Below are 26,202 nucleotides of genomic sequence, written 5' to 3' on the forward strand. Positions count from 1 at the left end.
TAATTCAAGACAGGAGGCTTCTATGCGGCATGCGCGACGCACCGAGCAACGAGAAGGCCAGGGGCCGCAGCGGCTGGAAACCGACCGCTTTGCCCCTGTAAATCGCAAAAGGCTCAGCGCTCCGGCGCTACGAACCTTTCTGGCGATCGCCGATCTCTGGGGGTTGAGCGAAGAGCAGCGCCTGCTAATGCTTGGTTATCCCTCCCGCTCGACCTACCACAATTGGGCCAAGCAGGCCCGCGAGCACGGCGCTTTCACGCTCGATGTCGATACGCTGACGCGGATCTCCGCCGTGCTCGGCATCCATCAGGCGCTCGGCGTGCTGTTTGCCGACGAACGCGCCGGCATCGCCTGGCTGCGTACGCCGCATCAGGCGCCGGTTTTCGGCGGGCATCGGCCGCTTGAGATCGTCACCAACGGAACCCAGGACGGGTTGATGACCGTACGCCGGTTTCTCGATGGCGCGCGCGGCGGTCTCTATATGCAGCCGAATGTGCTCGACGAGGCATTCACGCCTTACGAAGATACGGACATCGTCTTCCGGTGAGCGATCGTTTTGCCGAGGCGCCGCGTCCGTCCTGCCGGCTGATCCCGTCGCAATTTCCGCCCATCGGGCTTTTTGAGACGGTGGCGCGGGCGGCTGATCTCGACGCGGTGATGGAACTCGTCGGCTGGACCAACGACCGTCTCGTCGCCGACCGCATCCGCAGGCTTCCCGAGGATGAATGGGTCTACGGGACGCCGAACGCCAGTATCGTGATGGCGGCATTCCTGCATGTCGCGCCGGGAGGAATGCGTTTCAACGGCCCGGATCTCGGCGCCTGGTATGCCGCCGACCATCTCCGCACGGCCGCCGCCGAGGTCGGCCATCATCTCCGGCGCGAAACTGTCGCGCGCGGTGTCGCGACGATGGCCCGCACCTATCGAAGCTACGCCGCTACCCTCATTGGCGACTATCTCGACATTCGCGGCGAACAGGCGCTGCGGCCCCATGTCTATGACGGCACGAGTTATGCTGCGTCGCAGGTGTTGGGCGAAGAGGTGCGTTCGAGCGGCGGCGCCGGTATCCTCTATGACAGCGTCCGGCTGAGAGGCGGGGTGAATATCGCCGCGCACCGGCCGCGCAACATCCGCGACGTGGTGCAGGCCGATCACTTCGAAATCACCGTCTCCGCCACCGACCGGAGCATCGATGTCAGGAAGCTGGCACCCTAGACGACGAGGCGCTCGGCCCAGGCCTTGGCCGTCTTCGCCATCGTGGCGAGGTGATCGGCAGCGGAGAAGCCGGAGACTGTCTTGCGCGGCTTGAGGTCGTGGTCGCCGTCTTCGAGCCAGAAGAGCTCGATCCTGCTTGAGAGATCGTAGCCCGGCACCTCGTCGCGTGTGCCGAATTCATCGCGCGTCCCCTGGCAGATCAGCGCGGGCGTCGCCAGCCCCGTGAGATGGCCGGTGCGCAGCTTTTCCGGCTGGCCGGGCGGATGAAAGGGATAGCCGAGGCAAAGCAACCCGGCGATCTTTTGCTGACGATAGAGGTCGTCTGCCACCATGCTGGCAACCCGGCCGCCCATCGACTTGCCGCCGATGATCAGCGGGCCGCTGGTCCCGAGCTCGGCAATGGCCGCCTCATATTCGGGATTGAGCGTTTCGGCGCGCGGCGGCGGCTTGCGGCCTCCGGTGCGGCGGGCGGCCATATAGGCGAATTCGAAACGGGCGACGCGGAAGCCGACGGCGGCCAGCGCCTCTGCCGCGGATGTCATCGATGCGGAATCCATCGGCGCGCCGGCGCCATGCGCCAGAAGGATGGTGAAGCGCGCATCCTGCGGCCCCTGCAGCAGAAATCTGTCCAGCATCGGCAATACTCCATTCCGTCATCGGAACCATGTCGGCGGCCGTGACTTTGTCCTTGAAAGGAGACAGACAATGTCGACGAATGACGAAAACGTAAAGCCCGAGCAGCGGCGACCCAAGGATGTCGGCGCCGTTCCCGAAAAGCCGGAGCCCGCCGACGCAGAATCGCTGGCGCCACCGACAGTGCAGCCGGCTGGAGCGAGCGATAAAAGCGAACGGCCGGTGGTCAATCCCGTGACCGGAGTGGCCTTCTAACGGCTGACTCTATTGCCGTGCGGGACAGTCCCTTGAAACCCAGGCCCAAAGGGTCCATATACCGCTCCTGCCTGAAAAACGGATGCGTATGGTATCGACGCCGTCGAGCCGTTCGCTGTCCGACAGGATAAGGGCGCTCCCCGCAAGGGTCGAGCGCCCTTTTTGCTTTTCAGACATCGCGCGGACCGAGGCTTTTGTTTCGCTGTGGTGGCGATAGTGAGGACCTGCCACCATACTCTATATAGCACTTCGGAATCCCGAAATTGGTTGCCGGATTGAAATCATTGCGTATTCTTTGCGACGACACCGCGCGAAAACCCCGCGGATTTCGGAATCCCGAAGCGGGCGAATTTCGGGATTCCGAAGCGGGATTTTTTCTTCCTGCCGTTTTTTCGCGGCGGCACTGTCGATTTTCGCATCCGCCGTTCGTCATTCTCACGATGTGCTGCAGCACGTCCCTTGCGCGTCCGAAACGATGCGCGGCAACAGAAGGAGGATATCGTCATGGATAATCAGCATCTGGTACCCGCCGCCGTGCTTGCGGCAAAGAACGGCGTCCGGTTTCCCAATGAGAGCGAGGCTTATCGCAGCGCCCGCGATGCGCTGCTGGCCGAAGAGATCGAATTGCGCCGGCACATCGAGCGTGTGGCGGTACAGCGCCGGGCGCTGCCGCCGGGCGGCGAGGTGACGAAGGATTACCGTTTCGAAGGTGCTAACGGGCCGATATCCTTTACCGAACTCTTCGCCGACAAGGACACGCTGATCGTCTACAGCTATATGTTCGGCCCGGAACGCGAGCGCCCATGCCCGATGTGCACCTCGTTGCTCTCGGCCTGGGACGGCGAGGTGCCTGACATCCAGCAGCGCGCTGCGCTGGCGGTCGTCGCGCTGTCGCCGATCGGCAGGCTGCTTGCCTTCAAGACGGAACGCGGCTGGCACCATCTGCCGCTCTATTCCGACCCGACGGGTAATTACAGCCGCGACTATCACGCCATCGGCAGGGGCGGTGGCGATGACGCCGCCTTCAACGTCTTCGCCCGGCGCGACGGCACCATTCGCCATTTCTGGAGCGGGGAGATGGGCGGGGTGACGGCCGATCCGGGCGAGGATCCGCGCGGCGCGCCCGACCTGATGCCGCTCTGGACCGTGCTCGATTGCACGCCCGAAGGCCGGGCGCCGGACTGGTATCCGAAGCTGTCCTATTAAGGCCGGCGTCCCAGGCCCTCAGCCGGTGGAGCGGTTTCTCGACGCCTCGGCCCATTCGAGGTTGGCGACCGCAGCTTCCGGCAGCGGCGGCGGGTCGATGTCGTAGATATAGCCGGTGAGCATGTCGGCGGCGCGTTCCGTCGCCTTGATCTTCGCCTCGGTTTCCGCCACCGCCTTGGAGATCGCCTCGATGCGGGCGCGGAACATGTGGGCGAGCACATCGCGGCCGGAGTGTTTGCCGAGCCGCTCCAGATGCAGGCCGATGCGCGAGGCATGGCGCTCCAGCTCGCTCTTGCTGAACCGCGCCTTGCGCAGCTCTTCGGAGAGACTGTCCTGCATGACGGCGACAGGATCGAAACTTCCAGGCGCGCGCTCGTCGAGCACCGCGTCGGTGACCAGCTTCTCGATCATCACAAGCGCCTGCAGCTCGGCGGCATCGGCGAATTCGACGTCGTAGCCGGTGTCGTCGTACACTTTGCGGCGGACCGGATCGAGAAGCAGCCCATAGGCTTTCTGCAGATTATCGAAGGCTTGCGAATCACCACCCGAATCGGGGTGGGCGACCTTCGCCAGGCGCCGATAGGCAGCCTTCAGCTGCGCTTCGTTCGCATCGCGTTCAACGCCGAGAATATCGTATGGATCCGTCACGCCTGCTCCCTTGCCACCCAGCACGTCGTGGGCGGTCTAGGTCTTCTTCTGCATCAGAAGGGCGAAGTTTAGACCGAAAGCAGGAAAGACGTCCATGGCCTGAGACTGGAATGGTCGATGCGGATGTGTCGAAAAATCGAGGATTGTCCAATTGCTTCAAAATCTTGGGCTAAGATCAGCGTGTGGCGATCATGGCAAGATAACATTTGGCTTCGCCGTCGATTTCCAACGCGGTCCCGACCGCGTCGTTGATCAGCAGCGCATCGCCGGCCGCAAGCGCGCCGGTCTCGCCGTCCCGCCGGAATGACAGCGTGCCGCGATGGCAGAGCAGCAGGCATGTCGACGACGGCAGCGGCAGGGTCTTGCCGCCAGCGATGTCGAGCCGGATCAGCGTATGGGTAAACCCGTTGCGGCGGGTCATGACGTTGAGATCGGTGATGGCGCCGTCCTCGAGCCTGGCGGCGACGGGGATATCGGCCGGGAAGGCAAGCGGATCGTCTGCCGTCGTCAGTAGCGCCGGCGTCCGGCCTTCGATATCGAGCACCATGCCGTTGCCGTCGAGGATCGCCAGCGTGCGGTCGATGCCGGGAAAGATCGAAAACGGGCCGTCTGTCGCGACGGTCGCCATGCTGACGCGCCAGTCGAAACCGCCAAGGCCAGCATCTTCGGGCGAAACGGCGATCTCCACCGTTTCGCCGCCGCCGTTCTTCCACGGCATGCGCTTGTGATCGCCGGCGCGCAGGATCCTCACCGGGCTCAGTTCCCGAGAATGCCGGGCAGGCGCAGGCCCTTTTCCCTGGCGCAGTCGAGAGCGATGTCATAGCCGGCATCGGCGTGGCGCATGACGCCGGTCGCCGGGTCGTTCCAGAGCACGCGCTCCAGCCGCCTTGCCGCGTCGTCCGTACCATCGGCGCAGATGACCATGCCGGAATGCTGCGAGAAGCCCATGCCGACGCCGCCGCCGTGGTGCAGCGACACCCAGGTGGCGCCCGACGCCGTGTTGAGCAGGGCGTTGAGCAGCGGCCAGTCGGAAACGGCGTCGGAGCCGTCCTTCATGGCCTCCGTCTCCCGGTTCGGCGAGGCGACGGAACCCGAATCCAGGTGGTCGCGGCCGATGACGATCGGGGCGGAGAGTTCGCCTGATCTCACCATCTCGTTGAAGGCGAGGCCAAGCTTGTGGCGGTCGCCGAGGCCTACCCAGCAGATGCGCGCCGGCAGGCCCTGGAAGGCGATGCGCTCCCTGGCCATATCCAGCCAATTGTGCAGGTGCTTGTTGTCGGGCAGCAATTCTTTCACCTTGGCATCGGTCTTGTAGATATCCTCCGGGTCGCCGGAAAGGGCTGCCCAGCGGAAGGGGCCGATGCCGCGGCAAAACAGCGGGCGGATATAGGCCGGCACGAAGCCGGGGAAGGCGAAGGCGTTTTCGAGGCCTTCGTCCTTGGCGACCTGGCGGATATTGTTGCCGTAATCGAGCGTCGGAATACCGGCATTCCAGAAGGCGATCATCGCTTCGACATGCTCGCGCATCGAGGCGCGCGCCGCTTTTTCCACTGCTTTCGGATCGCTTTCGCGCTTGGCCTTCCACTCGGCCATCGTCCAGCCCTTCGGCAGGTAGCCGTTGATCGGGTCGTGCGCCGAGGTCTGGTCGGTGACCATGTCGGGGCGGATGCCGCGGCGGACCATTTCCGGCAGGATTTCGGCGGCATTGCCGAGCAGGCCGACGGATTTGGCTTCACCGGCCTTGGTCCAGCGGTCGATCATCTCGAGCGCTTCGTCGAGCGTCTCGGCCTTGGCGTCGACATAGCGGGTGCGCAGCCGGAAATCGATCGAGTCTGGATTGCATTCGATGGCGAGGCAGCAGGCGCCGGCCATCACCGCGGCGAGCGGCTGGGCGCCGCCCATGCCGCCGAGGCCGCCGGTCAGGATCCATTTGCCCTTGAGATTGCCGCCATAATGCTGACGGCCGGCCTCGACGAAGGTCTCGTAGGTGCCCTGGACGATGCCCTGCGTGCCGATATAGATCCACGAGCCGGCCGTCATCTGGCCGTACATGGCAAGGCCTTTCTTATCCAGCTCATTGAAATGGTCCCAGGTCGCCCAATGCGGCACCAGGTTGGAATTGGCGATCAGCACCCGCGGCGCATCCTTGTGGGTGCGGAAGACGCCGACCGGCTTGCCGGATTGGACGAGCAGCGTTTCTTCTTCGGTCAGCGTCTTCAGCGTCGCGACGATGCGGTCGAAATCCTCCCAGGTGCGGGTGGCGCGGCCGATGCCGCCGTAAACGACGAGTTCGTTCGGGTTCTCGGCGACATCAGGATCAAGATTGTTCATCAACATGCGCAGCGGCGCTTCGGTCATCCAGCTCTTGGCATTGAGATCATTGCCGCGGGGCGCGCGGATTTCGCGGATATTGTGGCGTGGGTTGGTCATGGCGGTTCCCCTGTCGAGTGATCGTTATCGTTTCAGGTCTGGCGCAATTTGTTCGATGCGCACCAGAATGTTTTTGAGATGGACGCGAAGTCGGTCTGCCCTCGCGGTGTCGTAGGCAAAGGGCGGTGTCTCGGTCTGCAGATGCGTCGACTGCGCAAGCTCCATCTGGATCGCGTGCACGCCGGTCTCGGGCCGGCCGTAATGGCGGGTCGTCCAGCCACCCTTGAAGCGACCGTTGAGCACGCTGTCATAACCTTCTGCGGCTTCGACGACGGTCAGCGTCGCTTGCTCGATGGCGCCGTCGCAGGTTTTGCCCATATCGGTGCCGATATTGAAATCCGGCAGCTTGCCTTCGAACAGGAAGGGAATGTGAGAGCGGATCGAGTGGCAGTCGTAAAGGATCGCCACGCCATGGCTTGCCCTGACGCGCTCGATCTCGGCGGCAAGTGCCGCGTGATAGGGCGCATGAAAATCCCGCAGCCGCGCCGCGATATCGGCTTCGTCAGGCGCCTGCCCATCCTTCCAGATCGGCTGGCCGTCGAAGTCCGTTTCCGGGATGAGGCCGGTGGTGTTCTGGCCGGGATAAAGGCTGACGCCCTGCGGATCGCGGTTGGCGTCGATCACGTAGCGGTGGAAGGTGGCGCGCACGGTCGTGACATTGTCGAGCAGGCCGTCATAGAGCTGGTGGATGTGCCAGTCGGTATCGGCCAGAATCCTGCCATTGTCGTTGAGACGGTCGGCAATCTCCGCCGGCACGTCGGTGCCGGTGTGGGGAAAGGCGAGGATTATGGGGGAGGTGCCCTGACGGATTTCGTATGGTGCGGTCATCTCAACCCTCCAAAACCGGCAAGATGCCAGATGAAACCGAGGCGTTCAGTGCGCCGGTCGCCACCAGCTCGGCGGCGGCGGCGAGGTCGTTGGCCATGTAGCGGTCGGTATCGAGGGTCGGAACCTTGCTGCGGATCGCGGTGATCGCCTTGGCGAGTTCCGGGCTTGTCGACAGCGGCGCGCGCAGTTCGACGCCTTGGGCGGCGGTCAGCGCCTCGATGCCGATGATGGCGAACAGGTTCTCGGTCATCCCGAGCAGGCGGCGGGCGCCGTGGCAGGCCATCGAGACATGGTCTTCCTGGTTGGCTGAGGTCGGGGTCGAATCGACCGAGGCCGGATGCGACATCTGCTTGTTCTCCGACATCAGCGCCGCCGAGGTGACCTCGGCGATCATCAGGCCGGAATTCAGGCCCGGCTTCTTGGCGAGGAAGGCCGGCAGGCCGTAGGAAAGGGTGGGATCGACCAACAGGGCGATGCGGCGCTGCGAAATCGCGCCGATCTCGCAGACGGCAAGCGCGATCTGGTCGGCGGCAAAGGCGACGGGTTCGGCGTGGAAATTGCCGCCGGAGACGACGGAATTGTCCGACAGCACCAGCGGATTGTCTGTGACCGCATTGGCCTCGATCTCCAGCGTGCGGGCAACCGAGCGCAGCAGGTCAAGGCAGGCGCCATCGACCTGGGGTTGGCAGCGGATGCAATAGGGATCCTGCACACGCTCGTCGCCCTCGATATGGCTCTGGCGGATGACGGATTGTTCGAGCAGGGCGCGAAGTGCTGATGCCGTGTCGATCTGGCCCTTGTGGCCGCGCAAGGTGTGAATATCCGGATGGAAGGGCGCCGAAGAGCCCATGGCGGCGTCGGTCGACATGGCGCCGGTGATCAGCGCCGACTGCGCGGCGCGGTGGGCGCGGAAGAGACCGGCAAGCGCCAAGGCCGTCGAGGTCTGGGTGCCGTTGATCAGCGCCAGGCCCTCCTTGGCGGCGAGCACCACCGGTTTGAGACCTGCCCTTTCGAGGGCTTCAGCGCCCGAAAGACGTTCGCCGGCGAAGAAGGCTTCGGCTTCGCCCATCATCACCGCGGCCATATGGGCGAGCGGTGCAAGATCGCCGGAGGCGCCGACCGAGCCTTTTTCCGGGATCAGCGGAATGACGCCCTTTTCCAGCATGCCCTCGATCAGCCGCACCAGCTCCAGCCGTACGCCGGAGGCGCCGCGCCCGAGCGAGACCAGTTTCAGCGCCATGATCAACCGGACGATATTTTCAGGCAGCGGCGCGCCGACGCCACAGCAATGCGACAGGATGAGATTGCGCTGCAAGGTTGCGACGTCGGCGCTGTCGATCTTGATCGAGGCGAGTTTGCCGAAGCCGGTATTGATGCCGTAGACCGGCGCATTGCCGGCGGCGATCTCGGCGATCCGGGCGGCGGCCTTGGCGATGCCGGCATCGAAGGCGGGATCGAGCCTTGCCGGCTCGCCGGTCCAATAGATGATTTCCAAATCCCTGAGGGAGACGGAGCCCGGGTGGAGCGTGATGGTCATCGACCGTTCCTTTCGCCCTTGAAGACGCGTGTGTGAAGCGGGTTGAAGCCGATGCGGTAGACGAGCTCGGCGAGGCTCTCAATATTCCAGACGGCAAAATCGGCTGATTTGCCGGGCTCGAGCGTTCCGGTCTCGCCGATGAGGCCGAGCGCGCGCGCACCTTCGCGAGTGGCGCCGGCGATGCATTCTTCGACGGTGAGGCCGAAAAGCGTCGCCGACATGTTCATGGTCAGCAGCATCGAGGTGAGCGGCGAGGTGCCGGGATTGCAATCGGTGGCAATCGCAATCGGCACGCCGGCCTGGCGTAGCGCCTCCACCGGTGGCTTCTGCTTCTCGTGGATGGCGTAGAAGGCGCCGGGCAGAAGCACGGCCACGGTGCCGGCAGCGGCCATCGCGGCAACACCTTCTTCGTCGAGATATTCCAGATGATCGGCCGAAAGCGCGCCATATGACGCGGCGAGCCGGGCGCCGCCGAGATTGGAAAGTTGCTCGGCATGCAGCTTGACCGGCAGGCCAAGCGCCTTCGCCTTGTCGAAGACGCGGGCGATCTCGGCTCTGGAAAAGGCAATGCCCTCGCAGAAGCCGTCGACCGCATCGGCAAGGCCGAGATTATACATGTCGTCGAGGCCGGGCAGCACGACATCATCGAGATAATCGCCGTTGCGGCCCTTGTATTCCACCGGCGTCGCATGGGCGCCGAGATAGCTGGTGGCGACGCGGACCGGTCTCAGATGGCCGAGCAGACGGGCGCTCTGCAACATCTTCACTTCGCCGGTCCGGTTCAGCCCGTAGCCGGATTTGATCTCGATCGTCGTCACGCCTTCGGCAAGCAGCGTATCGAGCCGCGGCAGCGCCGCGCTGACGAGTTCCTCGACCGACAGCGCATTGGTCGCTTTGACCGAGGAGACGATGCCACCGCCGGCACGCGCAATTTCCTCATAGGTGGCGCCTTGAAGGCGCATCTCGAACTCGCGGGCTCGGTTGCCGCCGTGGACGATATGGGTGTGGCAGTCTACGAGGCCGGGCGTGACCCAGCGGCCTTCGAGATCGACGATGTCGGAGCGTTCGATGGCGGAAGCCGGCAACTCGCTTTCGGCACCGGCAAAGGTGATGCGGCCGTTTTCGGTGAGCACGGCGCCCTTTTCGACGATACCGAGCCCGTCCTTTTCAGGCGCAAGCGTGGCCAGGCGCGCATTGCGCCACAGCACTGGCCGGACGTCTGGGGATGAGGCTTCCTCTGAAAAATTGTTCCCGGTCATCAGCTTTGCGCCTTTCCTTATGTCGAAACATGTATATACATAATAAGCAGGTGACAAGAGAAATTTTGCGCGCTTTTCTGGAAAAGAAAGAGCAGCGGCGCGGTAAGAGGAGAGGGACGGCCATGACCACACTTCACGCAGGCACGGCACTGACGCCGAAAGGCTGGCAGAAGGACGTGCGGCTGACGCTCGAAGCCGGTCGCATTGCCCGGGTCGAGATCGGGGTTTCGCCTCAGCCCGGCGATGAACGCCACGCTCTTATCGTTCCGGCCATGGGAAATCTGCACAGCCATGCCTTCCAGCGGGCGATGGCCGGCCTTGCCGAGGTACGCGGCCCGGCCAATGACAGCTTTTGGAGCTGGCGCACCGTCATGTACAAGTTCGCGCTGGCAATGACCCCTGAACATGTCGAGGCGGTCGCCGCCAAGCTCTATGCGGAAATGCTGGAGGCGGGCTTTTCCCGGGTCGGCGAATTCCATTATCTCCACCATGACAGGGATGGCGGCATTTACGCCAATATCGCCGAGCTTGCCGAACGCATTGGTGCTGCCAGCGAAGAGACCGGCCTCGGCCTGACCTTGCTGCCGGTCTTCTACGCTCATTCCGGCTTCGGCGGCGCTCAGCCGATCGACGGCCAGCGGCGTTTCATCAATTCGCTGGAAAGCTTCGAAAGGCTGATGGAGGGATGCCGGGCGGTAACCAGCCGGCTCGACGGCGCCGAACTCGGGCTGGCGCCGCACAGCCTGCGCGCCGCAACGCCTCAGGAATTGGCGAAGCTTGTGCCGATGGCGGGCGACGGCCCCATCCATATCCATGTCGCCGAGCAGGTCAAGGAGGTCGAGGATTGCATCGCCTGGTCGGGCGCGCGGCCGGTGGAATGGCTGCTCGATCATGCGCCTGTGGATGAGCGCTGGTGCTTGATCCACGCGACGCACATGACCGACGACGAAACGCGGCGGATGGCGAAAAGCGGGGCGATTGCCGGCCTCTGCCCGATCACCGAAGCCAATCTCGGCGACGGCGCCTTTGCCGCGCCACTCTTCCTCGAAGAGGGCGGGCGTTACGGCATCGGTTCGGATTCCAATGTGCTGATCTCGGTGCCGGAAGAACTGCGCCAGCTCGAATATTCGCAGCGCCTGGCTCTGCGCGCCCGCAATGTCGTTGCAGCACCCGGCGGATCGACGGCACTTTGCCTGTTCACCCAGGCGCTTGCCGGCGGCGGTGCCGCTTTGAAGGCGCCCGCAGGTCTTGTTGAAGGCCATCACGCCGATCTCGTTTCGCTCGATACTGCGGCCGTTTCCTATCTCTCCGGCGACCAGATTCTCGATCACTGGCTGTTTGCCGGCGGTATTTCCGTCGATTGCGTCTGGGCGCGCGGCCGCAAGCAGGTGGAGGGCGGGCGCCATCTCAAACGTGACGCCATCGACCGGCGTTTCCTGGCCGCGATGGGTGAATTGCTGGCTGCCTGAAAAAGCGCTTTTCATGAGCAAGCATTCGAATTAGAGCGGGGGATCAATCGGAACGTGGCGATGAATCAAAGCAGGGATCCCACCTTGCATCAGCGCATCCTTGGCGACATCGAGGGCCGTATCGTCTCGGGCGAATGGCCGCCGGGGCATCGCATTCCCTTCGAAGTGGATCTCGCCACCCAATATGACGTCTCGCGGATGACGGTGAACAAGGTGCTGACTCAGCTCGCCAAGGCCGGTCTCATCGAGCGCCGCAAGAAATCCGGCAGCTTCGTCACCCAGCCGCAGGCGCAATCGGCCGTCCTCGAAATCCACGACATCAAGGCCGAGGTGCAGTCGCTGAACCTGCCCTATTCCTATGCGGTTTCGAAGAAGACCAGCCGCAAGGCGAAGGTGGAAGACAGCCGCCGGCTGGAACTGCCGGTCGCCTCTTCGGTCGTCGAGGTGGTCTGCATCCACAATGCCGGCGCGCGGCCCTTCTGCCTGGAGGAGCGGTTGATCAGTCTGGCGACCGTACCGGAAGCCGCCGATGCCGATTTCCTGATGATGGCGCCGGGGCCCTGGTTGCTCAACCAGGTGCCGTGGAGCACGGCCGAACACCGGATCCACGCCGTCTCGGCCAATGCCGAAGTGGCCGCGGTCCTCGACATCGCGCGCAATACCGCCTGTCTCGTCGTCGAACGCCGCACCTGGAGCGGCGCCGGCCCGGTGACGCATGTGCGCTTCACCTATCCGGGCGATCGTCACGCGCTGGTGGCGCGTTTCACCCCGGCATCACAGTAATTCCATGTTCCATATACAACATGGCGAGTGTTCTCATTCCTCGAACATCTTGCCGCTGCGCGCTTCGAGCCGGTAGCGATAGCCCGGATAGACAAGGCGGGCGGTCGACACCACCTGCTTTGCCGACCATGTGCGTCGACGGATCGTCAAGCACGGTTCGGTCTTCAGGATGGTCAGGAGCTTGCATTCCCAGGCCTGCGGCATCGCCGCCTCGACGACGTGCTCGGAGCCGCTAAGCGGGGCTGCGGCGGTCAGATAGGCATTCGGCGTCAGCGTCGTGAAATCCTGGCCGAGATATTCGGGAGCAGCCTCCGGATGGACGAAACGGTCCTCGATCTGCACCGGAACGCCGTTTTCGCTGTGGACGATCAGCGAGTGGAAGACCGCCGCGCCGATCGCAAGCTCCAATGCGTCGGCGATCTCCGGAGAGGCTGTTTCCTGGGCGAGAACGATGACCGAAGCCTCGTGGACATGGCCGCGTTCGGCGATTTCCTCGGCGATGTTGCGCACCTCGAACAGCGCCGAATAGCCCTTGCGCTCGGCGACGAAGGAGCCGACCCCCTGGATGCGGACGAGTTCGCCTTCATTGGCAAGTTCGCGCAGCGCCCGGTTGGCGGTCATCTTGCTGACGCCGAGCTCGACCACCAGCTCGTTTTCCGATGGCACCCGGTATTTCGGCGGCCATTCGCCGCTGTGGATGCGGTCGAGGATCACCTGCTTGACGCCGGCATAAAGCGGCGTGCTATCATTTTCCGCCAACTCGCGCTTCATCTCGCCGGAACGCTTCATTGCCTATTCCTTTTGCACGAATGGAATTCGCCACCTAAATCGACTTTCCTCTTGCATATCACAAAATATCTCATATGGTACCATATACAACCTCCCAATCGGTCCGAAACATTAAAAGGACAGGAAAGGGCAAGCCGACGAAGATCGGCCGTGGTGCCGCAAGGTCTGTTTCAACTCCAGAGGAGAATTCATCAATGAAATTCAGCGCAATCCTATTTTGCGGCGTGGCGGCTTTTTCCGCCTTCGCTGCCCCCGCCTTTTCCAAGGACTGGACGAAGGCGACCATCACGCTTGAAGGCGCCTATGCGCCGTGGAACCTCACCAATGCCGACGGCACGCTCGGCGGCTTCGAGCCGGAGCTTGCCAAAGTGCTCTGCGAACGCGCCAAGATCGAATGCACGCTGGTCGCTTCCGACTGGGACGGTATGATCCCGGCGCTCAATGCCGGTAAGTTCGACGTCATCATGGATGCGCTGTCGATCACCGAAGAGCGCAAGCAGGTCATCGACTTCACCATTCCCTATGCTGCCACACCTGCCGCATTCGCCACCGCCAAGGACAGCCCGCTGGCCAAGGCTGCCGGGACCGGCGCCACGATCAAGATGACGCCCGGCCAGACTGGCGTGAAGGAGATCGATGCGCTGAAGGCCGCTTTCAAGGGCAAGACGATCGGCATTCAGGCGGCGACCGTCTACGCCAAGTTCGTCTATGACAATTTCGGCGACATTGCCGAGATCCGCGAATACAAGACCGGCGCCGACCGTGATCTCGACCTGCAGAACGGCCGCATCGACCTCGGCTTTGACGACGCCGTCTATTTCGCCAACGCCTTCCAGAGCGCCAATGGCGCACTCGACTTCACCGGTCCGGAGATCGTCGGTTCGATCTGGGGCGAGGGCGAAGGCCTCGGCGTCCGCAAGGCTGACACCGACCTACGCGACAAGTTCAGCGAGGCGATCAAGTCCGCGCTCGCCGACGGCACCGTCAAGAACCTCTCGATGAAGTGGTTCAAGGTCGACGTCAGCCCGCAGCAATAAGCGTTTCGGCCTTGCGGCCGCAAACGCCTGTCTCCGGCTTTATCGCCGGAGACAGCATGCTATTGTCAATCCGCAAAACACTGCCACGGACGGGGAACGGACGCTATGGCAAGCTTGGAACTGCTCGGCTTCGGCTCGACCGGATGGGGCGCGTTGCTCATTGCCGCTACCTTGATGACGCTGGCTGTCACGGCGACGGCGCTGGCAATCGGCGCGGTACTGGGCGCAATCGTCGCGGCGGCGAAACTCTCCAGCAATCTTGCCCTCGTCACCCTCGGCAACATCTATACGACCGTGTTTCGCGGCGTGCCCGAGCTGCTGATCATCTATCTCATCTATTTCGGCGGCTCCTCGGCCGTCACCTCGATCGGCAAGGCGATGGGTTACGAGGGTTTCCTCGGTCTGCCCTCCTTCATCGCTGGCGCGCTTGCCGTCGGCATCATCTCCGGCTCCTATCAGGCGGAGGTGTTTCGCGGCGCTTTCCACGCCATTTCCAAAGGCGAACTTGAGGCGGCCTCGGCAATCGGCATGCATCGCGGCATGCGGCTGCGCCGTATCATCATGCCGCAGGTGTTTCGCCTCGCCATTCCCGGCCTCGGCAATGTCTGGCAGCTCAGCCTCAAGGATTCCGCACTGATTTCCGTCACCGGCCTTGCCGAACTGATGCGCACCAGCCAGGTCGCGGCGGGCTCGACCCGGCAATATTTCCTGTTCTTCATCGCCGGCGGCTGCCTCTATCTGATCCTGACCAGCCTTTCCGACCGGATCTTCAACGGTGCGGAACGCCGCGCCAACCGCAGCATGCCGGCAGCCGCCATGGGCCAGGCGTAAGGAGGCGATGATGGATTTCACCTTTCTAGCTTCGACCATGGTCACCCTGCTCAAGGCGGTGCCGACGACGCTGATCCTGTTTTCGCTGTCGATCTTCTTCGGCGGCCTGCTGGCGCTCGTCATCGTCTCGATGCGGGTCAGCGGCAACCCTCTGCTTTCTGGGTTCGCCAAGGGTTATATCTTCATTTTCCGCGGCTCGCCGCTGCTGATCCAGATGTTCCTGGTGTTTTACGGCCTCGGCCAGTTCGGCGTCATCCGCTATTCCTTCCTCTGGCCGTTCCTGCGCGAGCCGATGGTCTGTGCCGTGCTGTCGCTGGCGCTCTGCACCGCCGGCTACACGGCGGAGATTTTTCGCGGCGGCATCCGCGCCGTTTCGCCGAAGGAGATCGAGGCGGCCCGCTCGATCGGCATGTCCGGCCCCCTGCTGGTGCGCCGCATTCTGGCGCCGATTGCCTTCCGCCATGCGCTGCCGGCCTATTCCACCGAGATCGTGCTGATGATGAAGTCGACGGCGCTCGCAAGCCTCGTCACCGTCTGGGAGGTCACCGGTGTGGCCCAGCGGTTGATCTCGCAGACCTACCGGACGATGGAGGTCTTTCTCTGCGCGGCGATCATCTATCTCGTTTTGAACTTCATCATCCTGCAGGGCATGGCCCTGCTCGAATATTCGCTGTCGCGACACCGCCGCGCGGCCCCGCAGGCGCTGAAAGCGTAAGCGGTCTTTGAACCGATTGGAGCAACCATGCCAGGCGTCACCCGACTTTCGGTCCGCAATATCCGCAAGAGCTTCGGCACGCACGAGGTGCTGCGCGGCATTTCTCTCGATGCTGAGGACGGCGATGTGATTTCGCTGCTCGGCGCCTCAGGCTCCGGCAAATCGACCTTTCTGCGCTGCATCAACATGCTCGAAACCGCAAGCGATGGCGAGATCTGGGTCGATGGCGAGCACATCGAGATGGTGCACAAAAACGGGCGCAGCAAACCGGCGAGCCAGAAGCAGGTGGACCACATCCGCTCCGAACTCGGCATGGTGTTCCAGTCCTTCAATCTCTGGTCCCATATGACGATCCTGCAGAACGTCATCGAAGGGCCGATCCATGTGCTCAAACGACCACGTGCCGACTGCATCGCCGAGGCCGAAGCGCTGCTCGAAAAGGTCGGCATCGCAGACAAGCGCCACGCCTATCCCGCCCATCTCTCCGGCGGCCAGCAGCAGCGCGCCGCGATCGCCCGCGCGCTGGCGATGAAGCCGAAGGTGATGCTCTTCGACGAGCCGACCTCGGCCCTTGATCCGGAACTCGTCGGCGAGGTGCTGCGCGTCATGCGCGCGCTTGCCGAGGAAGGCATGACCATGCTCGTCGTCACCCATGAGATGAGCTTTGCCCGCAATGTTTCCAACCGCGTCGTCTTCATGCGCGAAGGGCTGATCGAAAGCAGCGGCAAGCCGGACGACATGTTCACCGGCGGCGCCACACCCGCCTTCCGCCAGTTCATCGGCCATTTCGGAAGCGGTCAATGACCAAAACCATCGAGACCCTGCTGACCTGGTGCGATGTTGCCCGCGTCGGGGCAGGGGAGGCGCTGGCACTATCGCCCGCCGCCTGGGCGCGCGTCGAGCAGGCAAGCCGCATCGTCGCCGCAATCGTCGAGACCGGCATGCGTGCCTACGGCGTCAACACCGGCGTCGGGGCGCTGGCGGATACGGTGGTCGATCGGGTCTCGCAGAGCCTTTTGTCGCGCAGCATCGTGCTCAGCCATGCGTGCGGCGTGGGGCCGTTGCTGGGCGGTCGCGAAGTGCGGGCCATCATCGCCGCTCAGATTGCCAATTTCGCCCACGGCCATTCCGGCGTACGGCGTGATGTCGTCGAGCACCTCACAGCCATGCTGGAGCATGACTGCATTCCCGACGTGCCGTCCAAGGGCTCCGCCGGTTATCTCGTCCACAATGCCCATATTGCGCTTGTTCTGATCGGCGAAGGCAGCGCCACGCTTGCCGGCCGGCGCATGAGCGGCCGCGAGGCGCTGGCGGCGATCGGCCTTCAGCCGCTGGTGCTCGGTGCCAAGGAGGGCTTGAGCCTGGTCAACGGCACGGCCTGCGCCACGGGGCTGACCGCCACAGCACTTTCTCGCGCCGAACGGCTGCTCGACTGGGCCGATGCGATCGCGGCGCTGACGCTCGAAGCAGCAGGCTGCCAGATCGCCGCTTTCGACGAGGCGGTGCTGGCGCTGCGCCCGTCGGCGGGGATCGAAAAGGTGGGCGCGACGCTGCGGGCCCGGCTTTTCGGCAGCGGCCTTGTCGCCGCCGCCTTCGGCGGGCGCACCCAGGATGCGCTCAGCCTTCGTTCGGTGCCGCATGCGCATGGCGCCGCCCGTGACGTTTTCGACAATTCCGCCCGTATCGTCGATCAGGAACTTGCCTCGGTAACGGACAATCCCGCCGTCTCCGGCACGCCCGAACATCCGATCGTCTCCTCCGAGGCGCATGCGGTCGCCGCGGCGCTCGGGCAGGCGGCCGATAGCCTCGCCATTGCGCTGGCGCAGATCGGCGCGATCAGCGAACGGCGCATGGACCGGCTGGTCAATCCGCTGGTGAGCGGCCTGCCGCCGTTTCTGGCGAGTGACGCCGGCAGCCATTCCGGCTTCATGATCGCGCAATATACCGCAGCCGCACTCAGCAACGACAACCGCCGGCTTGCCGCCCCCGCGGCCATGGACGGCGGCCTCACCTCCGGCCTGCAGGAGGATTTCCTCGCCCATCCGACAGCTGCCGCCGGCAAGCTGCTCACGGTCATCGACAATGCCGAATATATCCTGGCGATCGAGCTGATGGCCGCTGCCCAGGCGCATGATTTCCTGACTGCGACGGCGCCGCGGGCGGCGGGCACGGATCTGGTTTACCAAGTCGTGCGCCAGCGTATCTCCCATTATGGCGACGAACGGCCGCTCAACGGCGATATCGAGGCCGTGCGCAACCTGATCCGCGAGACGGTGCCGCCGCCGATCGGCTGAACCGGGAAGATTGTCAGAACGGCTTGCTGGTTGCCGAATCCTGCTTGGCCTTTTCGCCGGCGCCGAGCCGCTTGAGGCACTGGGCGAAGGTGGGGTAGAGCTGATCCACCCGCGAGAGCGGCAGCGTCCAGTCGCCTTCGTCGCCGGCAAAGGTCAGCTGCACGTCAGGAGTTCCGGCAAAGGAATTCTTGATGATCTTCTTCAGTCCGCCGCTTCCTTTGCTGGCCGGTGGCCAGAGGCGAAGCGTGGTCTTGTCGAAGAATTCGGCGGCGACCACTTTCGTCATCGAACGATCGGTCAGCGTCACCTCGGTCGTGGTGCCGGCCGGAATGTCCCAGGTGTCCTTGGTGACCAGCCAGAAGGTCTCGGTGGCGCTCTGGCGGAATTCCACGGTCTTGCCGAGCTCGCTGTTCCACAGCAGCCGGCAATAGGCAGGGCGCTCGCCGGCAAGGCCGACCGACCATTGTCTTGCGTCGCCCATCCATTCGGTCTCGCCCAAGGCGGCGACCGGCTGCAGGACGGCCGCCATCAGAACCATCGAGGTCAGAATTTTCATCGCCGAAACCATCTCCAGGACAATCGGCTCCAGCCATAGCAAAAGAAGGTTGAGCTTTTGCTACCGAGCCTTCCGCGAGGGGTGGTGGCGCCCACCGAAATGTCTCCGAATGCCGCACGGTCTTGATTTTGCGGCTGGCCTTGCCGATGTGGCGTAGATCGACATGAAGTTAAGGGAGCTCGACGGCAGGCATGAGTGAGGTTCAACGACGCGGATTTTTGGCGAGGCTCACCGCATATGAGCCGCTGACGCTGATCATGCTGGCATCAGTGGCCGGGGGACTGTTCGTGCTGCAGCGGCTGACGAGCGAGGTTCTCGAAGGCGAGACCTTCCGTTTCGATGAAACGATCCTGCTGGCGCTGAGGCGGCCGGGTGAGCTTGGCGTGCCGATCGGGCCTGGCTGGATGACGCATGCCGTCGCCGACATCACCAGCCTCGGCGGCGTCACTGTTCTCTCGCTGATGACGATCCTCGTCACAGTCTATCTTCTGCTCGACCGGCGCTGGCCGATCGCGATCTTCGTCTTCTCCTCGGTGCTGACCGGCTGGCTGGCGAGCACACTCTTGAAGATCCTCGTTGCGCGGCCGCGCCCCGACATCGTGCCACATCTCGCCGAGGTCAGCGATCTCAGCTTTCCCTCTGGCCACGCGATGGTCTCGGCGGTGACCTATCTGACGCTCGGGGCGCTGCTGGCCCGGACGCAGCGTTATCCCTCGACGCGGATTTTCGTCATGTTTGCCGGCGTCTTCCTGGCCGTCATCATCGGTCTGAGCCGGATCTATCTCGGCGTCCATTACCCGACGGATGTCCTCGCCGGATGGTGCGCCGGTGCGCTCTGGGCGCTCGGCTGCTGGCTGATCTCGAAACGGTTCATTCCGAGCCGCGCGCCCGATGATACCGCTGAAGCCGGAAATGGCGACAGGCGGTAGCACGGAGTGGCAGAGTGGCGCCGCGTGCTTGCGGCGCCACAAGCGCTTAGGTGCGTGGCTTCAGATTTTCCGGGTCATAGATCGGCTTGTACCCGACGCCGACAACCTCCACCGGATAAGTCTCGGCAAAATACTCGACACTCAGCTTGCGTCCGACCTGGCAATGCGACCAGGGCAAATAGGCCAAAGCGATGTTCTTTCCGACCGTTGGGCCGTAGGCGATCGAGGTCGTGTAGGACCGGCGGCCGAGCTCATCGACCAGGACCTCTCCGGTCGCGGGATCGACGACCGGCAGGTTGCCGAGGGGATAACGCTTCACGCCCGATTTGTCGGTATTCTCGGTCATCACAAGGGTGCAGAGCATGGCCGGCTGGTGTTCGCGCGCCTTGTATTCCAAATGTTTTGCCTTGCCGCGGAAATCGGCTTCCTTGACCTTCGGACGGGCGAGATCGGCTTCGATCAGGTTGTACTGGGTCAGGAGATCGGCGTTCTGCAGTCGCAGGCTCTTTTCCATGCGGCGCGAGTTGGCATAGGTCTCTACGCCGAAGGCCATCACACCGGTCGAGCGCAGCGCATCCCAGACGGCGAGGCCGTCTTCGTATTTCATGTGCAGTTCCCAGCCCTGCTCGCCGACATAGGAGATGCGGAAGGCGGTGACAGGCTTACCGGCGATTTCGATCGGCTTGATCGCTGCAAAGGCGAAGTTTTCCTGATCGAGCCCGGCCGGATCGGCCACGACCTTCTTCAGCGTGTCGCGCGCGTTCGGACCCCAGATGCCGATCGTCACGAATTTTTCCGAGACGTCTGTGATGGTCACGTCAAGGCCACGGTCTTCGGCGACACGCTTCATATAGTGCAGGTCGCGCGGGCCGGCATCGGCGCCGTTGACGAGACGGCAGCGGTCGGCCATGCGGAAGACGGTGAAGTCAGCGCGCACCATGCCTTCGTCGTCGAGGAAGTGGGTGTAAACGCCCTTGCCGATGTTTGCATCGCCGCCGACCTTGGCGGCGCACAGCCATTCCATCAGTTCGACATGGTCGGGTCCCTCGATATCGACCATGTGGAAGTGGCTGAGGTTGACGATGCCGCAATCCTCGCTCATCGCCAGATGCTCGGCATTCGACACGCGCCAGAAATGGCGGCTGTCCCATTCGTTCTCGCGAACCGGGACGCGGTCGGCGTATTTCTCCAGAAGGTGCTCGTTGGCGGCGTAGCCGTGGGCACGCTCCCAGCCGCCAAGTTCCATGAAGTAGCCACCAAGCTCCTTTTCGCGCTCGTGGAAGGGCGAGCGCTTGGCGTTGCGGGCGGAGGCATAGGGTTCGCGGGTGTGAACGGCCGGGAAATAGATCTTCTGGGCGGCTTCGAAGCACCGGCCCTCGATGAACTCTTCGGTCAACTGATGCGGATAGAAGCGGGCGTAGTCGATGCTGTTGTGATCGATTTCAGTACGGCCATCGGTCATCCAGTCGGCGATGAGCTTGCCATAGCCCGGGCCGTCCTTGACCCAGATGGCAACGCAATACCAGAGACCCCTGACCTTCTGGCTCTCGCCGCAGGATGCGCCGCCGCCGGCGGAAACCTGCAGCAGGCCGTTGAAGGAGTGACCTTCGTTATAGCCGAGTTCGCCGAGGATCGGCGTCAGTTCCATAGCGCGCTCGAGCGGCTCGATGATCTGTTCCATCTCGAGATCGCGCTGCGACGGCGAAAGGCGCGCTTCGTGTTTTTCGAGAATATCGCGCGGATGGCACATGCGCGGATTGGTGGCTTCGTAATAGCCCCACTCGATCTGACCGCCCTCGGTCGTCGCCGGGTCGCCGGTATCGCGCATATAGGCGGAGTTGCCCTGGTCGCGCAGCAACGGGAAGCCGATTTCCTTGCCGGTGCCTTCAAACTCGTTATAGGGACCGAAGAAGGTGAGCGGGTGGTCGACCGGCATGACCGGCAGGTCTTCGCCGACCATCTCCGCGATCAGGCGCCCCCAGAGGCCGGCGCAGACGATGACGTGGTCGGCCATGATCGTGCCGCGATGGGTGACGACGCCCTTGATGCGGCCGCCTTCGACGATCAGCGATTTCGCCGGCGTGTTGCCGAACACCTGCAGCTTGCCGGCCTTTTCGGCGGCATCGACGAGCTTGCCGGCAACGGTCTGCGAGCGCGGAATGACGAGGCCGGCATCCGGATCGTAAAGACCGCCCATCACCTGATCTTCCTCGATCAGCGGGAACTTCTCCTTGATCTCGGAAGGGCTGACATAATGGGCGCGGGTGCCGAAAGCGCGTGCCGAGGATAGCTTGCGCTTGATTTCTTCCATCCAGGCATGGTCGCCGGTGCGCGCCACTTCGAGGCCGCCGATGCGGGCGTAATGGCCCATCTTCTCGTAGAAATCGATCGAATATTGCGTGGTCCAGACCGACAGATAGTCGTGGCTCGTGGTGTAACAGAAGTCCGAGGCATGGGCTGTCGAGCCGATATCGGTCGGTATGCCCGACTTGTCGATGCCGACGATATCGTCCCATCCGCGCTCGACGAGATGATGGGCGATCGAGGCGCCGACGATACCGCCGAGGCCGATGATGACGACCTTTGCCTTTTCCGGAAATGCTGCCACGTGCTGTTCCTTCTACTTATCCGACGAATTAAAATTTAGCCGCGGTTGACTTACGCCTCGCGCGTGAAATGCAGGAGCCATGTCAGCCTCGTAAACGTGTCACATTTACCGAAGCTGCGGAACCCCAGACCTCTTCGCGTGGAAACTGCAACGGGGGTATTATGCCTCAGGCTCACGATCGTCATTGCTCCTACGCCGCCGAGTATCGGCGTGATTGCGTCAGCCCGGATCGAGCGGTCAGGCAATGACTGGCGACGATCTTATAAGGCGAGCCCTTGCAATTGGCGGACAGCCTACGGCGGCACCTGGAACAGATGACGGATTCGCGTCACCAACGAGTTCATCGAGCCGCCGTTCAGCGTGGCGCCTTCGGTCGCCAGGGAGTGCTGGCTGGTCTCGATGCGGCGTGACAGGGTGGCGGCAAGCTCTTCGGCGATGCCGGGCCGATCGTGCAGGAGCGGCGTCAGGCTCGCTTGAGCGATTTCGTAGACCACGACGAAGGTGAGCGCGCGCAGGCTCGCCGCCTCGCCGATCCCGATCAGCAGTCCGCTTTCTCCGAAATAATCGCCCGGCGCCAGCCGGCCCAGTTCGATTTCTTTGCGGCCTTCCTGTCGTGTCGCGACGAGTGCGCCGCTGCGCACGATCATCAGCGATGCAACGGTATCGCCCTGTTCGATCAGGATGGAATCCTTCTTGTAGGTGCGCCGCGTCATCGAGGCTGCGAGCGTCTCCTTCTCGTCCTCGGTCAGCGAGGAAAACAGCGGGATGGCATCGAGGAGCTTGAGCGGCGTCGGCCGGTGCGGGTTTACCATCTCCTCTGACTGCACCTGGCCGGGTGGGCCGGCCGCATCGATCGGCCGCGCCAAAGTAAGGCCCGCGGCCTTGAGATGGCGGTAGATGAGGTCGAAGATCTCGTTCTTCGCCGGCCCCGCCTGGCCGATATCCCTGACGCGGAAGGAAAGCTCCACCTCCACCGCATCGGCATTCAACGATTTGATCTGCACACCGGGTTTCGGTTCGCTCAGGATCGAACCGCTGCTCAGCAGCACGGTGCGCATGACCTCGGCGATCACCGACGGTCCGGTCGTCGGAACGACCCGCACCGTCAGCGACACCCCATGGCTGCGGTCGGGACTGCTGAGATTGGTCAGCCCGACTTTGGCGAGGAAGCTGTTGGGCAGCACTACCAGGTCGTTCGAGCCGTTCAGGAGATGGGTGGAGCGCCAATTGGTTTCGAGGACACGGCCTTCGACACCGTCGTTCAGTACGATCCAGTCGCCGATCGTATAAGGCCGGCCGAGATTAAGGGCGATGCCGGAAAAGACGTCGCTCAACGTGCTTTGCAACGCAAGGCCGAGGATGATGGCAAACACGCCGGACGTGGCGATCAGCGTGCCGACGGGAAAGCTGAAGACATAGGCGACCACCGAGAGGATGGCGCCGAGATAGATGAGGCCGATCACCAGATCCTGGACGAGGCGCCCCTCTCTCGGCTGACGCTCGAAGATCAGGAAGACGCGGACGAAGGCGATCAGCGCCCAGGCGGCATTGATCCACCAGACCACTTTGGCAAGGGCGATGAAGACCCGTTCGAAGGTCGAATTCGGCGTCGGCCCGACTTCGTAGGGCACGATGTCGTGATAGAGCAGCAGGACGCTCAGCGCCGCGAAGAAGAACACCTGGCCCGCGAGCTTCCAGCTTGGGAAGGGGCGAAGCGCTACTCGGGTGACGATGGCGCCGACGACGGCCAGCGTTCCGGCCTGTACGACAGGATCGGCAAGTACCCCGGACCAGGTGAGATTATCTATCATCGACATCAACTCGCGAGGGAAGATCGCGCTTCGTAGGACCGGCGCATCCTGGCCTCCAATCCGACTGCGAGGCAACCGTAGAATAACGCCAGCGCCCAGAGCGTCAGAAACGGGGTGCGGACGTCGCTGAGTGAGGCCCCGAGCTGCGAAACGGACACGATGCCGTTGATGGCTGAGCTGCTGGGAACCAGGAGCGCCAGATAATGCAGCGCCTTCGGCATCGCCTCGGTCGGCCAGGAAAAGCCGGCGAGAAACAGGAAGGGGATGCCGATCGCTGCAAACACCAGCTGGACTGTGAGGGGGCTGCGGAACAAAGCTGCGACGACCATGCCAAGCGCGCTGACGGAGACCACGAAGGGTAGCGAGAAAACGAAGATGACGAGAGGGTTCCCGAGTCTCGGAATATCGTAAAGATAAGGCAGGACGATCAGATAGAAAGGCAGTACCGCCGTCTGCAGGATAAGATAGGCAAGCAGTTTGCCGAGCACGGTCGCCAGCGCGCCGGCCGGCGAACTGGCTGGACCCTCGTCCCTGAGCGTTCCAAGCAAGCCGACCCCGATCAACAGTGTCTGTTGCAGGATGAGAACGAAGGCGGCGGGAAGAAGATAGGTGGCGTAGCCGCCCTGCGGGTTGAAGAGTGGGACTGTCGTCAGCGGCATCGGGTCGGAGGCCGCGGCGGCGATGGCGGGATCGACATGCGCGGCGATCAGCCGCGCGGTCTCGACCTCGACGCCGAAGGTCTTGGCGACGGCCGAAACGCCGCCGGCGATGCGCGAATAGATCAGGAAGTAACTGGCATCGGCATAAAGCGCCACGGGCGACTGGCGCCCATGCAGGAGATCGCGCTCGAAATATTTCGGGATGACGAGAATGCCATAGAGCTGACGGGCGAAGACCTCGCGCTCGGCGCTTGGCTCGTCGGGCAGTTCGGCACCGATGGCGACGTCGGCCGAGGCGTCGATGCGGCGGGCGAACTGGCGGCTGCTGTCGGTGCCGTCGAGATCGACGAGGGCGATCGGCACGTCGCGCAGGGCCTCGTTCCGATAGGGCTGAGGATAGAGGGCCGCGTAAATGCAGACTGCCAGAATGAGTACGGAAAATGCCGGCCGCAGCGACAGGATGCGCATGAGTTCGATTCGGCAGGCGGTGAGGAGGCCGATCATCGAGCCGCCTCCCGCAGTGCCGATGCCTGACGCCGGTTCCGGGATCTCATCGCTTCCAGCCGGAGCGCTGCGAGGGATGCAAGCAGGATGACGAAGAAAAGCAACACCAGGATCGGCTTCCACGACAGATCGAGTGGCGTGCCGCGGATTGTCTGGTCGATCCTTGCCATCAGATACCATGTGCCGGGGATCAACTGGCCGTAGTGATAGGCAAAGCCGTTCATGCCGATCCTCGGGAAACCGATGCCCATGAAGCCGAAGGCGGGCACGACGAACAGGGAGCCGATGCTGATTGCGCTTGCCATCGGCCGCAGAAGCAGCGCGAGCAGCACGCCGATGAACTGGTTCGCCAGGATGAACAGGGTGCCAGCCAGCAGCAGCAGCCAGCGATCACCGCGTAGCGGCATGTCGAGAAGGCCGAAGAGGACCAGGTCCGCAATGGCGAGCACCGCAAGAAAGATCAGCGTATAGGGCAGGATCTTGCCTGCGAGCGCCGGCCACAGGCCGCCGCCGAGCCGCCGGAGAATTCGCAGCCGGTGGCGGGTCTCGACGTCGAGTCCGAGCGAATAGGCCATCGTCGTGACGATCACCACCTGCAGTATGCTGGGCATCAGGGCGGCAAGGAGGAAATGAGCATAGTTGAGGCTGGGGTTGAAGAGCGGGTTCACCTGGACCGGAACGGGGGCGAGAGCGGCCTGAGCGGCATCGACAGGCTCTCCCTGGGCGGTGCGCAGCGACAATCTGATGCCCGCAGCCACGCTCGGAATGGCGGAATTGATGCCGCGCAGCACCAGATTTCCCGTTGTCATCGTCTGGGTATTGTAGAAGAACACCACCTCCGGCCGCCGGGCGGAGAGGACGTCGCGCTCGAGATTGCGTGGCAGCAGGAGCAGGCCGTGGACCTCGCCGGAGAGGATGAGCTGGCGCCCTTTGGCGAGGTCGCTGACGGCAAGCGCGACCGATGTGTCCTGGGTCGCGTCGACCATCCGTATGATCCGCCGCGACAGATCGGTACTGTCTTGGTCGAGCACGGCAATCGACAGGCGGGTGGCCAGCCCCGCACTGAAAACGGCAGCGAGAAGGCCCATCAGCAGCAACGGCAGAGCGGTCGTCAGGAACAGCAGAAACGGCCGGCGGCGAAACCAGTTGAACTCCCGTGCGAAGACGAGGAGGAAACCTGGGCGCACGCGCGGGCGCGGCGTCATC

Annotated in this window: 25 protein-coding genes; 12 read left to right on the forward strand and 13 right to left on the reverse strand. The window is 63.4% G+C overall.

What is annotated here, in order from left to right:
* Window positions 1–22 precede the first annotated feature (22 nt).
* The gene (locus HJB82_RS11150) at window positions 23–547 is read left to right on the forward strand and encodes an MbcA/ParS/Xre antitoxin family protein (RefSeq protein ID WP_207585499.1); all 525 of its coding nucleotides are present in this window, start codon (window positions 23–25) and stop codon (window positions 545–547) included.
* The gene (locus tag HJB82_RS11155; RefSeq protein WP_207585500.1) at window positions 544–1,215 is read left to right on the forward strand and encodes an RES family NAD+ phosphorylase; all 672 of its coding nucleotides are present in this window, start codon (window positions 544–546) and stop codon (window positions 1,213–1,215) included. Before HJB82_RS11150 ends, HJB82_RS11155 begins: the two co-directional genes overlap by 4 nt.
* Here HJB82_RS11155 and HJB82_RS11160 read toward each other — a convergent pair.
* Window positions 1,212–1,850 carry an alpha/beta family hydrolase gene (locus HJB82_RS11160; RefSeq protein WP_207585501.1) on the reverse strand — a complete coding sequence of 213 codons (639 nt, stop codon included), beginning with the start codon at window positions 1,848–1,850 and terminating at the stop codon, window positions 1,212–1,214. The two genes, HJB82_RS11155 and HJB82_RS11160, sit on opposite strands and share 4 nt — an antisense overlap.
* Window positions 1,851–1,920: 70 nt before the next feature.
* On the opposite strand from HJB82_RS11160, the gene HJB82_RS11165 reads away from it, so the two are divergent.
* Window positions 1,921–2,103: a hypothetical protein gene (locus tag HJB82_RS11165; RefSeq protein ID WP_207585502.1), complete on the forward strand. Its 183-nt coding sequence runs from the start codon at window positions 1,921–1,923 to the stop codon at window positions 2,101–2,103.
* Window positions 2,104–2,607: 504 nt separating this feature from the next.
* Window positions 2,608–3,309, forward strand: a complete 702-nt coding sequence (locus tag HJB82_RS11170) for a DUF899 family protein (protein ID WP_221139956.1) — start codon at window positions 2,608–2,610, stop codon at window positions 3,307–3,309.
* A gap of 18 nt (window positions 3,310–3,327) precedes the next feature.
* On the opposite strand, the gene HJB82_RS11175 is transcribed toward HJB82_RS11170, so the two are convergent.
* From HJB82_RS11175 to hutI, 6 genes are all read right to left on the reverse strand, one after another.
* On the reverse strand, window positions 3,328–3,957 hold the full coding sequence (locus HJB82_RS11175) for a J domain-containing protein (RefSeq protein WP_221115631.1): 630 nt from the start codon (window positions 3,955–3,957) through the stop codon (window positions 3,328–3,330).
* 175 nt (window positions 3,958–4,132) lie between these two features.
* Entirely contained in the window at window positions 4,133–4,708 is a 576-nt protein-coding gene (locus HJB82_RS11180; protein WP_207585505.1) for a HutD family protein, read from the reverse strand.
* Between the two features lie 5 nt (window positions 4,709–4,713).
* The gene (gene hutU, locus HJB82_RS11185; protein WP_221115632.1) at window positions 4,714–6,387 is read right to left on the reverse strand and encodes a urocanate hydratase; all 1,674 of its coding nucleotides are present in this window, start codon (window positions 6,385–6,387) and stop codon (window positions 4,714–4,716) included.
* A 24-nt stretch (window positions 6,388–6,411) separates the two neighbouring features.
* Entirely contained in the window at window positions 6,412–7,215 is an 804-nt protein-coding gene (gene hutG, locus HJB82_RS11190) for an N-formylglutamate deformylase (protein ID WP_207585507.1), read from the reverse strand.
* A gap of 1 nt (window position 7,216) precedes the next feature.
* Entirely contained in the window at window positions 7,217–8,752 is a 1,536-nt protein-coding gene (gene hutH, locus HJB82_RS11195; protein ID WP_207585508.1) for a histidine ammonia-lyase, read from the reverse strand.
* Window positions 8,749–10,011: an imidazolonepropionase gene (gene hutI / locus HJB82_RS11200; RefSeq protein ID WP_221115633.1), complete on the reverse strand. Its 1,263-nt coding sequence runs from the start codon at window positions 10,009–10,011 to the stop codon at window positions 8,749–8,751. Before hutI ends, hutH (HJB82_RS11195) begins: the two co-directional genes overlap by 4 nt.
* Window positions 10,012–10,133: 122 nt before the next feature.
* Here hutI and HJB82_RS11205 point away from each other — a divergent pair, with 122 nt between their 5' ends.
* Complete coding sequence (locus HJB82_RS11205) at window positions 10,134–11,480, forward strand: formimidoylglutamate deiminase (RefSeq protein ID WP_221139957.1); 1,347 nt, start codon at window positions 10,134–10,136, stop codon at window positions 11,478–11,480.
* A gap of 60 nt (window positions 11,481–11,540) precedes the next feature.
* Window positions 11,541–12,263: a histidine utilization repressor gene (gene hutC, locus HJB82_RS11210; RefSeq protein ID WP_207585511.1), complete on the forward strand. Its 723-nt coding sequence runs from the start codon at window positions 11,541–11,543 to the stop codon at window positions 12,261–12,263.
* Window positions 12,264–12,296: 33 nt separating this feature from the next.
* On the opposite strand, the gene hutC (HJB82_RS11215) is transcribed toward hutC (HJB82_RS11210), so the two are convergent.
* The gene (hutC, locus tag HJB82_RS11215; RefSeq protein WP_207585512.1) at window positions 12,297–13,052 is read right to left on the reverse strand and encodes a histidine utilization repressor; all 756 of its coding nucleotides are present in this window, start codon (window positions 13,050–13,052) and stop codon (window positions 12,297–12,299) included.
* A 194-nt stretch (window positions 13,053–13,246) separates the two neighbouring features.
* Between hutC (HJB82_RS11215) and HJB82_RS11220 the strand changes: the two genes are divergently transcribed.
* The 5 genes from HJB82_RS11220 (at window position 13,247) to hutH (HJB82_RS11240) (ending at window position 17,929) form a co-directional block, all read left to right on the forward strand.
* Window positions 13,247–14,089 (forward strand): transporter substrate-binding domain-containing protein, encoded by an 843-nt coding sequence (locus HJB82_RS11220; RefSeq protein ID WP_207585513.1) that lies wholly within the window; start codon window positions 13,247–13,249, stop codon window positions 14,087–14,089.
* A gap of 105 nt (window positions 14,090–14,194) precedes the next feature.
* Entirely contained in the window at window positions 14,195–14,920 is a 726-nt protein-coding gene (locus tag HJB82_RS11225; protein ID WP_221139958.1) for an ABC transporter permease, read from the forward strand.
* Between the two features lie 10 nt (window positions 14,921–14,930).
* Window positions 14,931–15,635, forward strand: a complete 705-nt coding sequence (locus HJB82_RS11230) for an ABC transporter permease (protein ID WP_207585515.1) — start codon at window positions 14,931–14,933, stop codon at window positions 15,633–15,635.
* 27 nt (window positions 15,636–15,662) lie between these two features.
* The gene (locus HJB82_RS11235; RefSeq protein WP_164012644.1) at window positions 15,663–16,439 is read left to right on the forward strand and encodes an ABC transporter ATP-binding protein; all 777 of its coding nucleotides are present in this window, start codon (window positions 15,663–15,665) and stop codon (window positions 16,437–16,439) included.
* The gene (hutH, locus tag HJB82_RS11240) at window positions 16,436–17,929 is read left to right on the forward strand and encodes a histidine ammonia-lyase (RefSeq protein ID WP_207585517.1); all 1,494 of its coding nucleotides are present in this window, start codon (window positions 16,436–16,438) and stop codon (window positions 17,927–17,929) included. Before HJB82_RS11235 ends, hutH (HJB82_RS11240) begins: the two co-directional genes overlap by 4 nt.
* A 13-nt stretch (window positions 17,930–17,942) precedes the next feature.
* Here the strand turns inward: hutH (HJB82_RS11240) and HJB82_RS11245 are convergent, their stop codons facing one another.
* Entirely contained in the window at window positions 17,943–18,485 is a 543-nt protein-coding gene (locus tag HJB82_RS11245) for a hypothetical protein (RefSeq protein WP_221139959.1), read from the reverse strand.
* A gap of 191 nt (window positions 18,486–18,676) precedes the next feature.
* On the opposite strand from HJB82_RS11245, the gene HJB82_RS11250 reads away from it, so the two are divergent.
* Window positions 18,677–19,414 carry a phosphatase PAP2 family protein gene (locus HJB82_RS11250; RefSeq protein ID WP_207585519.1) on the forward strand — a complete coding sequence of 246 codons (738 nt, stop codon included), beginning with the start codon at window positions 18,677–18,679 and terminating at the stop codon, window positions 19,412–19,414.
* A gap of 46 nt (window positions 19,415–19,460) precedes the next feature.
* Here the strand turns inward: HJB82_RS11250 and HJB82_RS11255 are convergent, their stop codons facing one another.
* The 4 genes from HJB82_RS11255 to HJB82_RS11275 all read right to left on the reverse strand — a co-directional run bounded on the left by HJB82_RS11255 (window position 19,461) and on the right by HJB82_RS11275 (window position 26,201).
* Entirely contained in the window at window positions 19,461–22,022 is a 2,562-nt protein-coding gene (locus HJB82_RS11255) for an FAD-dependent oxidoreductase (RefSeq protein WP_207585520.1), read from the reverse strand.
* 293 nt (window positions 22,023–22,315) lie between these two features.
* On the reverse strand, window positions 22,316–23,833 hold the full coding sequence (locus HJB82_RS11265; RefSeq protein ID WP_221139960.1) for a mechanosensitive ion channel family protein: 1,518 nt from the start codon (window positions 23,831–23,833) through the stop codon (window positions 22,316–22,318).
* A gap of 5 nt (window positions 23,834–23,838) precedes the next feature.
* Entirely contained in the window at window positions 23,839–24,996 is a 1,158-nt protein-coding gene (locus HJB82_RS11270; protein WP_207585523.1) for an ABC transporter permease, read from the reverse strand.
* The gene (locus tag HJB82_RS11275; protein ID WP_221139961.1) at window positions 24,993–26,201 is read right to left on the reverse strand and encodes an ABC transporter permease; all 1,209 of its coding nucleotides are present in this window, start codon (window positions 26,199–26,201) and stop codon (window positions 24,993–24,995) included. Before HJB82_RS11275 ends, HJB82_RS11270 begins: the two co-directional genes overlap by 4 nt.
* Window position 26,202: the final 1 nt, after the last annotated feature.

The organism is Rhizobium sp. NZLR10 (genome assembly GCF_019685125.1).
GTDB lineage: Bacteria > Pseudomonadota > Alphaproteobacteria > Rhizobiales > Rhizobiaceae > Rhizobium.